Here is an 8,830-nt window from a genome sequence, read left to right as displayed (position 1 = left end):
GCGGGGGTTGTGACGCTCCAGCCCGCCATCCGGAGGCCCATGCTGACGAGTTCCGCCAGGCTCGTCTCGTCGTCGACGACGAGGGCGCGGATGGGGCTGCCGTCGGGGTGCGCGAGGCGCGGCAGGTTGTCGGTCATGGAGTGGGAGGCGTCGGCCATCGGGTCTTCCTGGTGTCTTGCGGGAGTACCGGCCGAAGCCGGCACGAATTGCGGCGGAGCGTTGCGGTCAAGTATCCCGTACGGGTCGTCCGGAGTGGCCGACCGGGGGTGGGAGCCGGGGGTGCCGACCGGGGCTGCCGTCAGGCCTGGAGAGGTCCTGCCGCAGCGCCCTGGTCGAGCGAGCCGCCCGTGTCCTGGCGGCGGAGGAGCGCCTGCTCGGCGGGAAGGGTGGCACCGACGACGATCGCAGCCCAGGCCTCCTCGGCCGGGGGATCCGCCTCGGCGCCGATCGGGGCGAAGGCGGTGGCACCGAGGACCGCTGCCAGGGCCATGGCTCCGATGGCGGCCTTGAAGCCTGTACGTCCGGCGGTCAGTTCCGGGGTGGGGCGGTAGGGAATCATTCTGTCCTCCTGGCGGGTGGCTTCTGTTCTCCTACTCTCCCGCGCCGACTTAGACCCCCGCTTTCCAGAACCTGTGCAGTTGCTGTGCAGCGAACACTCAGAACCACACGATGAGCTTTTGTACGCCCAGCCGCATCAAGTGGAGGGCTAAATCGCCGATTTAGCAAGGCTGACGTGGCTGCCGTTAAGTCGCACGGATGGTGCGCTGGCCCTCGTCGGGGCGCGCGAGCAGCAGGAGGTCTTCGACGAGGGACGACATGCGCTTGGATTCGCTGTCCACGCGTTCGAGCGCGGACCGTCCGGACGGGCTCACGGCCTCGCTCATGAGGACCAGCTCGGTGTAGCCGCGGATGGACGTTGAGCGACATCACATCAGTGGTTCTCAATGAGTCGTGGTCGGGTTCTACGTTCATAGCTGCTGCATAGCTTCACCAAAGCTGTGTCCTTGGTTCGCCATCGATGCTGGAACTATTCCATACGACGAACCATGCGAGGCATCATGAGCAATATCCCAGAACCAGACAACACCCCGGACGGCCCCATGTACGAGGGGCGGCTTCTCGACCGGACAGACGAGGAGGTCGTCGATCAGGGTGTCGCCTTCGACATCGGAACACTGGTGAGCCGGCGCTCCATGCTCGGACTCTTCGGTGCCGGCGTCGGAGCCCTGGCTTTGGCCGCCTGCGCACCCAGCACGACCGGAGGTACAACCACCTCAAGTGCTACTTCGAGCTCCACAGCCACCGCGTCCGCGTCACCTTCCGCATCATCGGCCGCCACTGTCATAGGCGAGATTCCCGACGAGACGGCCGGCCCCTACCCCGGGGACGGGTCCAACGGCGCCGACGTGCTCGAGGAATCAGGCATTGTCCGCAGTGACATCCGCTCAAGCATCGGTGGTGGCACCACAGCGACCGGCGTACCGATGACCCTGACCCTGACGATTCTGGACATCGCCAACGGCAATGTCCCCTTCGCGGATGCCGCCGTCTACGTGTGGCATTGCAACGCCGCGGGTGGTTACTCCATGTACTCCGAAGGCATCGAGAACGAAACCTACCTGCGCGGGGTGCAGGTGGCCGACAGCAACGGGATGGTGACGTACAAGTCGATCTTCCCCGCCTGCTACACCGGCCGCTGGCCTCACATCCACTTCGAGGTCTACCCGAGCGTCGCCGACATCACTGACTCGGCCAACGCGATCGCGACCTCGCAGGTCGCCCTCCCTCAGGACGTCAGCGAAACCGTATACGCCCTCACCGGCTACGAGGGCTCCACCGCCAACCTCTCCCAGGTCAGCCTGGACTCCGATAACGTCTTCAGCGACGACAGCGGAGCGCTGCAGCTCGCCACCGTAACCGGAGACTCGACTTCCGGCTACCAGGTCAGCCTCACTGTCGGGGTCGACACCACCACCACTCCCGCCGCAGGCGGGGGCATGGGGGGAGGCACTCCCCCAGAAGGCGGCATGGGCGGTACCCCACCCGAAGGCGGCCCCGGCGGGACCCCTCCCACCGATATGACCCAGGAATCACCGACCAACACGGCCACCACCACGCCCGCCAGTTAATGCTGCGCTTCTGCTTTTGACACCCAGTTAGACGTTCCTGGGTGCTGCGCACATCCGAGTCAGCTTCTACCCATCTGCAATACCCACAGTGTCGGCCACCCGGCGTCGACCACTACCCCTCCTACAAACGCATCACTCCAGAAAGTAGATCCAGTCATGGGAATTCTGCACAACCTCACCGGATGGCACGCCCTCATTCTGTTCGCCGTCGTTCTCCTGTTCTTCGGCGCAGCCAAGCTCCCCGGGCTCGCTAGGAGCATCGGCCAATCGGTAAAGATCTTCAAGACCGAGGCCAAGGACGAATCCCTCCACCCCAAGCACGACGCCGACGCGTATACCGACACCGATCCTAGGACCGGGAATGGTCGTGACGTGCATACCGGCACGACCGGTCACCCGCCGACCGTGATCCGGGCCGTGGCGGCCCCCGATCAGCACCGGGTCGCCGACGCCCGATGAGCACGACGAGGAGCCCGACCGCACAGCCACACACGAGGGACCGGATGTCGGTCCACGCGCACCTGCAGGAGGCGCACAAGCGTCTCCTGCGGGCTGCGGTGGGTCTCCTCATTGGTGCCATCATCGGGTATGTGCTCTCCGATCAGGTTCTCGCGGTCCTGCGGGCCCCCATCGAAGTACTGGCCGAATCCCGCAACGCGAGCCTGAACTACGACAGCGTCAGCGCAGCGTTCGACCTGAAGGTGAAGATCGCACTGTTCGCGGGCGTCGCCGTCTCCAGCCCTGTGTGGCTGTATCAGGTGTTCGCCTTCTTCCTTCCAGGGCTCACACGCCGGGAAAAGCAGTACACGTTCGGGTTCTTCCTGGCCGCCGTGCCACTGTTCATCGCCGGCTGCACCACAGGATTCCTGCTTTTCCCTCACATCGTGGAACTCCTGGCCGGATTCGGATCGACCGAGGACAGCACCGTCCTGGTCGCGTCCTACTACTTCGACTTCGTCATGAAACTCGTGCTCGCCGTCGGCGTCTCTTTCGTCCTACCCGTCTTCGTCGTGCTGCTGAACTTCATCGGGATCCTTCCCGGTACCACCATCGTCCGGAGTTGGCGGTTCGTCATTGTCGGCATCCTCGTCTTCAGTGCCCTTGCCACACCATCGGCGGACGTCATGTCGATGTTCCTGCTCGCCGTCCCCATGACTGGCCTCTTCGCCCTCGCCGCGGCAGTCGCGGTCCTCCACGACCACAGAACCGCGCAACGCACGAGTAACAGTGAAGGCAGAGGCAACGCCGGAGGCACCGGCAGCAACAAAGGTACGGGCGGCGAGAGTATCTCGGGCCATCCGCCTCGTGACCTTATTAATAGCTAGGTTCTGGAGAACACCGTGTTTGGACTCTCATTCGAAAAACTACTTTTGATCATGCTCGTCGCCGGCCTAATCGTTGGACCCCAACGACTCCCCCTCTATACGGAGAAACTCGCCCACCTCGTACGAACCATCCGCAATCTCACCGACACGGCCAAGACACGGGCGACAGCCGAACTCGGTGCCGACTTCGACCCCGCCGAGTGGAAGAAACTCGACCCGCGCAACTACGACCCACGCCGCATCATCCAAGACACACTCGCCGACACTCCCACCACCCCCACCGAGGTCGCTTCCTCAAAACCAGTCCAAGAACTCGACGACATCGAGGGCTCACAAGAGACAGGACAGGACACACCAACAACCGTTCCCGCCGTCGCGAGAGGCGGGTGGCAGGAAGCACTTTTGGCACGAACAGGAGCAGCTACAGCCACCTCACCAGAGCTTGTCTCAAAAACCTAAAGCTTTATAAGACAGCCGAAGCGCTCTCGATTCGAGCAACCACTCCCCCGTGATTCCGGCCCTCCTCGTGTCTCGGAAACTTGTCTCGCAGCGTTTCGTCTCAGAAGTGCTCCTACTGGAGGTTTGTGAGTCAGAATGGCGGGATGAGGCATCTCGGGTACACCAGGGTCAGTACCTCGAGCCAGGATGCGCAGTTGCAGCTCGATGCGTTGGTTGCTGCCGGCGTCCACAAGCGGGATGTCTTCGCGGATGTCACTTCGGGGACGAGGGCTGCGATTGAGCGGCCTGGCATGAAGAAGCTGCTCGAGTACGCCGACGAAGGAGATACCGTCGTCGTGTGGCGGGTCGACCGGCTTGGCCGGTCCCTCATCGACGTCCTCAACACCGTGAATGTGCTCCGCGACCGCGGGATCCTTGTTCGGTCCCTTTCTGACGGTATTGATCCGGCGACGTCGACGGGCCGGCTGATGCTGAACATGCTGGCAACGTTGGCCGAATACGAGCGTGAGCTCATCATGGAACGCATCAATGCCGGCATTGCCGCTTCGAAGCAGAACGGCACGAAGTTCGGGCGGCCAGCCGTGAACCCAAAGGTCATAGCGGACAAACTCGCCGTCGCCACTGACGCACGAGCCAAGGGACGGACAGCAGAAGAAGCGGCCCGACTCGTCGGTTGGAGCCGGGCGACCCTCTACCGACACCAGCAAGCCCTGGCCATCAGCGCGCCACCATCAACCGAGGCATCACCGCCTCCGGGCAGCACCGATCGACTCGCATAAATTCGGGACATAGAAAGGCAGTGCGAGTGCGTCGTCCTAGGGATTACACCGATCACGCAGCCCCCACGAACCGGCCTTTCGCGACGTGGGGTTTGATGGCCTTAGCAGCGATTATTGTGCTCCTGCTCCCCGACTGGACAGGGTCAGGCAACCTACGCCCCGTGTGGGTGTTTCTCATACCCATTTTGCTCGGTCTCGCAGGAGCAGTTCTTGCCCTGAAGCGTGGTCACCTTTGGTGGGCTGTGGGGTCGGCACTATGGGGCTTCGTGCTACTCCAAGCGCTCATCGTCGCCACCACCCTCATCAGTGGGCCATAAGCATTCACTCCCTCTGTGGTCTATCAGCGGGACTTGTAAATGCCACGCGTCCGTAGACCGGCCCCGGTCAGACGACGGCGAGAATGGTACCCGTGACGAGGGCGTTGTTAGCTGCGTGCAGGAGTATCGGGGCCCAGAGGTTCTGATGGAATCGGCGAAGGAGTGCCAACGCGATCCCCAGAGTGAAGAGGTAGACGAACGTCAGTGGGACGAGATGAACTGCCGCGAAGAGAGCAGCCGATAGAACGACTGCGACACTAGGCCGAAAGCGTCTGGTCAAACCGTCCAGGAATGCGCCTCGGAACAGGATTTCCTCCCATATTGGAGTGATGACGGCTACGACCAGCAGGCAAACCACGATCAGAGGAGCGGACAGGTTGACGATGTCGGCGAGGGGATCTTCAGCGTTTCCAGCCGACGCCGTGTTCACCCCGACGGAAGTAAGGGCGATGAGGAACAGGCCCTGCAGGGAACCGCAAACGATGATGGTCGCCGGTATCTGCCAGAGCAAGTGCAGCAACCGGGGCGTGGGGCGCCGAAACCCAAGATCAGCTGGAGTGAGACAGTTCCGGCGGAAGAGATGAAGGTAAAGAGCGAGGAGCACGGCCGTTGTGACTGTGACGAGGAAGACCGGCAGAAGTGACTCAATCGTGAACTTGACCAGGCCTGAGAGTCCCACAACTACGATCACGCCGGCGACCACAGCGATGTAAATGGCAATGAACATCAGCGCCCAGGACGCCTGCCCGAGAGTCGATGGTGTTACCTGCCTACGCACCGGCATCGGTTCGGTGTTATAGATGTGCGTCAACGAAAAATCCCCCAGGATGATGTGAAATGTGTGGTCCTGCTTCCAAGCTACGTCCCACCCGCTCGCTTCCTCGGCAGATTCTCCCTACATAGGTTCGTATGAGGCTTCTGCGTCGCCAAAGCCCCTGACCTCGCTGCAGCCATGACCACCGCCCAGTTGAACCCTGCAGTACGCACAAGCGCACTGGCGGCGTCGAAGGACGCCCGTCCGCAGTGGAGGAATCACTGCCACAAGCAACTAGAAGCGGCGGCATACCGACACCCGGCGCAGCAGTGGAATAGCTGGAGTGATTGACACCCCGCGTAACGTAAAGCATCCTTGTCAGGACAAGCGTGTTTTACATGAGGGGGTGGAGTGCAGAACAAGATCCGCGATCTTCGCGCCGAGACCGGCATGTCGCAGCGGGAGCTGGCCGAAACCCTCGGGGTCTCCAGGCAGACCGTCAACTCGATCGAGACGGGCCGCTACGATCCGTCCCTTCCCCTGGCAATCGCCATCGCCCGCTACTTCCATCGCCCAGTAGAGGAGATTTTCCATGCAGACTGACAAGGATGTTCAACGCAACGTAGTGGCCCTCGGAATCCTGGGAGTGATCCTCGGTCTGGTGACCATCGCCGTGGTGCTGCTCCGCGAGCACGCCTCAGGCAACATGATCCCCGGGTTCCTCGTCGGACTCGGAATCGGTATCGCAGGAGCCCTGGTAATGGCATGGAGGGTGCTTCGCCGGCCAGAACGTGCGACGACCTTCGAGCGTGCGTGGACCCAGACCGGGGATGAGCGCGAGGACACACTCCTGACCCGTGCACTTGCCGTCGTCGGCCTGGTATCCCTTCCACTGATCGGAATCGCCACCCTCGCCATCGGATTTGGAGCCGAACCACCCATGGTCATGACACTCCTCATGGGAGTCCTGTTCGTCACCGGCGCCGGTTCCTTCGCCGTCATTGATCACCGAAACTGAACCCACCAACACCCGTTCTGCTGGTCTCGGATCACTGCCGAGCCGATGAGCAGGGCGCCACGACAAACACCTCATGCTCATCAAAGGCCTTCTTTTGATTTGGTGGGAAGAGCCTCTGTGAGACGGGTTGCTGCGACGAAGCGCAGACACGGAGTCCCGCGTCGACACTCGATCAGGTTGCCCTGACGCCAAGCTCATAGTCCGTCCAGTCAAAGGATCGTTTGCTGAGACGACCTTCAGCAACAGGGAACCGTGGATAACCTCGTGGGTGCACCCTTGATGGCCGACTCGATACGGCGCATGATGCCGCTATGAAGAGCCAACATGTAAGCCGAGTCATCAGCGCGCCCCCGCATGTCGTCTACGACTATGCGTCGAACATCGAGAACCTTCCCGCATGGGCTGAGGGACTTGCACAGAGCGAAGCAGTCAGGAATGGCGACACGCTGTTCGTGGAATCACCGATGGGTCGGGTGGAGGTCCGCTTCGTCGAACAAAACCGCTTCGGCGTCCTCGACCACGACGTGACGTTGCCGTCCGGGACCGTGGTCACGAATCCTGTTCGGGTGCTAGCACACCCGGATGGAGCTGAAGTGGTCTTCACGGTCCGCCAGATTGAGCTCGACGACGAAGAATTCGCCAGGGACGTCACCATGGTCGAAGCCGATCTAGAGCGACTCGATCGCCAGGTTCGTCAGCCGTCCTAGCCTCTGGGCCGCTATCAACGCCAGTTTCACCGGAGTATTTCCTGACAAGACCGACTACAGCAACCGCGTCCGCACCGCTGCCGACAGACACCTACGAGCCAACCGATCAGGTTGAACGCACTCGAGTGAGACGGCGGCGCAAATAACCCGGTCAGGAGGCCAAGTCGCAGGTCCGGTATCCGAATAAGGCTGATAGCTAGTTTGCCTAGCTTTACGGGTCGTGAGTTAGATGCGTACAGTTGGACGTAGGTCAAGAAACGGCCACTACAGCTTGTTGCACGAAGGACGACTTCATGTCCGTTTCACCCTTGACCGATGCCACTCACGCTACTGATGCAACCCACGGCTCCCCGTCGACGCCTGTGCAGACAATAGATCTAGCGAACCCGGCGAATCTGGCGGATCCGACTTCGACTCCCGAAGCGACGAGGGCGGCTCATGCGCCTGATCCGGCATCTGTCGCTGAGGAAGTCATCGGCTCCGTCGTCGCTCTTACCGTCGCCGCTTCAGCGCAAGCGGGAACCTCATCCGAGTCACCCGACGACGACCTCCACGGCGTTGACGGCGTTTATGGTGTCGACGGTATTTCCTCTTCCTCGGATCGCATCGAGGGCCTTTCGGACTCGGAGCTCGAGGGTTGGTCTCGGCCGGCCAGCGAAACGCCGGACGTCATCCCGTTCCACCTGGGTGAGGCCAGCGACCGTCAGCTACGCCGGTGGAGTAATGACCTGTTCAAGCAACTGAACAGGGACTCGCCGTCCTTCATGATCGTTGACGACTACACACGAGTCATCGAGGAAATCGAACGCCGTGACGCCGACGCGGCTTCCAGCGCGAACCCTCCCGAGTTCCGACAGAAGTTCCGGGACAACACTCGGGGCCGACGGTTCGAACTCTTCCGTAACGGTGTGCTTGCCGGCTACATCGCCTACTCCATGCGGGCAGGGGTGCTGCGCCTGAATCGTACGGTCGTTCCGGAGCCGTTCGAGCATCAGGGCATCGAGGGCATCCTGATCCATCAGGTCTTACTCACCGCCCACCGGCGCCGCCTCGCAGCTATCGCGTACTGCCAGAAAGCCCAGGACTTCCTCCAGCTCAACCCCCAGTACAAGCAACTCGTCCACGCCTGAACCGACCCGCGCAACACTCCAGATGACACTGCCAAACACTCCGGGACGCTCAGCTCGTAGTAGATGAAGGCAGTGGTAGGGAGGCAGTGACAAAAAGGCGGTGGTAGGGAGGGCTGGGACGGCGGCCTCGTAGCGGCAGTAGTTGGCTAGGGAAGCCGCCGTCCCAGGACGTGGGCTCGCCGCCCGCTTCTTGAGCGGCGCCTCGTGTCCAG

11 protein-coding genes and 2 pseudogenes are annotated in these 8,830 nt (G+C 62.0%); 9 read left to right on the top strand and 4 right to left on the bottom strand.

Translation table 11 applies throughout. From position 1 onward, the window contains the following. The 3 genes and pseudogenes from CVO76_RS17405 to CVO76_RS13850 all read right to left on the bottom strand — a co-directional run. Positions 1-158 (bottom strand): annotated as a pseudogene (locus CVO76_RS17405) (DNA-binding response regulator); the annotation flags it as partial. 140 nt (positions 159-298) lie between these two features. Beyond that, positions 299-559, bottom strand: coding sequence for a hypothetical protein (locus tag CVO76_RS13855; RefSeq protein WP_208739727.1), 261 nt, complete (start codon positions 557-559; stop codon positions 299-301). 205 nt (positions 560-764) lie between these two features. Continuing rightward, a pseudogene (locus CVO76_RS13850) lies at positions 765-917 on the bottom strand (histidine kinase dimerization/phospho-acceptor domain-containing protein); the annotation flags it as partial. Positions 918-1,058: 141 nt separating this feature from the next. Here CVO76_RS13850 and CVO76_RS13845 point away from each other — a divergent pair. The 5 genes from CVO76_RS13845 (at position 1,059) to CVO76_RS13825 (ending at position 4,692) form a co-directional block, all read left to right on the top strand. After that, positions 1,059-2,129, top strand: a complete 1,071-nt coding sequence (locus CVO76_RS13845; RefSeq protein WP_208739723.1) for an intradiol ring-cleavage dioxygenase — start codon at positions 1,059-1,061, stop codon at positions 2,127-2,129. 156 nt (positions 2,130-2,285) lie between these two features. Next, positions 2,286-2,588: a twin-arginine translocase TatA/TatE family subunit gene (locus CVO76_RS13840; RefSeq protein WP_432206104.1), complete on the top strand. Its 303-nt coding sequence runs from the start codon at positions 2,286-2,288 to the stop codon at positions 2,586-2,588. Between the two features lie 44 nt (positions 2,589-2,632). Continuing rightward, the gene (gene tatC / locus CVO76_RS13835) at positions 2,633-3,454 is read left to right on the top strand and encodes a twin-arginine translocase subunit TatC (protein WP_208739721.1); all 822 of its coding nucleotides are present in this window, start codon (positions 2,633-2,635) and stop codon (positions 3,452-3,454) included. A 15-nt stretch (positions 3,455-3,469) separates the two neighbouring features. Next, on the top strand, positions 3,470-3,913 hold the full coding sequence (locus CVO76_RS13830; RefSeq protein WP_208739719.1) for a hypothetical protein: 444 nt from the start codon (positions 3,470-3,472) through the stop codon (positions 3,911-3,913). Positions 3,914-4,056: 143 nt separating this feature from the next. Continuing rightward, positions 4,057-4,692, top strand: coding sequence for a recombinase family protein (locus tag CVO76_RS13825; RefSeq protein WP_208739717.1), 636 nt, complete (start codon positions 4,057-4,059; stop codon positions 4,690-4,692). 384 nt (positions 4,693-5,076) lie between these two features. On the opposite strand, the gene CVO76_RS13820 is transcribed toward CVO76_RS13825, so the two are convergent. Then, positions 5,077-5,820, bottom strand: coding sequence for a CPBP family intramembrane glutamic endopeptidase (locus CVO76_RS13820; protein ID WP_208739715.1), 744 nt, complete (start codon positions 5,818-5,820; stop codon positions 5,077-5,079). A gap of 354 nt (positions 5,821-6,174) precedes the next feature. Between CVO76_RS13820 and CVO76_RS13815 the strand changes: the two genes are divergently transcribed. The 4 genes from CVO76_RS13815 (at position 6,175) to CVO76_RS13800 (ending at position 8,618) form a co-directional block, all read left to right on the top strand. After that, complete coding sequence (locus tag CVO76_RS13815; RefSeq protein ID WP_208739713.1) at positions 6,175-6,366, top strand: helix-turn-helix transcriptional regulator; 192 nt, start codon at positions 6,175-6,177, stop codon at positions 6,364-6,366. Then, positions 6,356-6,781 (top strand): hypothetical protein, encoded by a 426-nt coding sequence (locus tag CVO76_RS13810; protein WP_208739711.1) that lies wholly within the window; start codon positions 6,356-6,358, stop codon positions 6,779-6,781. The genes CVO76_RS13815 and CVO76_RS13810 overlap by 11 nt, the downstream gene beginning before the upstream one ends. Positions 6,782-7,092: 311 nt before the next feature. After that, on the top strand, positions 7,093-7,488 hold the full coding sequence (locus CVO76_RS13805; protein ID WP_208739709.1) for an SRPBCC family protein: 396 nt from the start codon (positions 7,093-7,095) through the stop codon (positions 7,486-7,488). Between the two features lie 293 nt (positions 7,489-7,781). Continuing rightward, a complete protein-coding gene (locus CVO76_RS13800) occupies positions 7,782-8,618 on the top strand; it encodes a GNAT family N-acetyltransferase (RefSeq protein ID WP_208739707.1) in 837 nt (278 codons plus the stop codon). The last annotated feature ends 212 nt before the right edge of the window (positions 8,619-8,830 follow it).

It is taken from the genome of Arthrobacter agilis (genome assembly GCF_002953615.1).
In the GTDB taxonomy this organism is placed as follows: domain Bacteria; phylum Actinomycetota; class Actinomycetes; order Actinomycetales; family Micrococcaceae; genus Arthrobacter_D; species Arthrobacter_D agilis_B.
The sequence above is the reverse complement of the archived record's forward strand: the minus strand, read 5'-3'. Positions and strand labels throughout refer to the sequence as shown.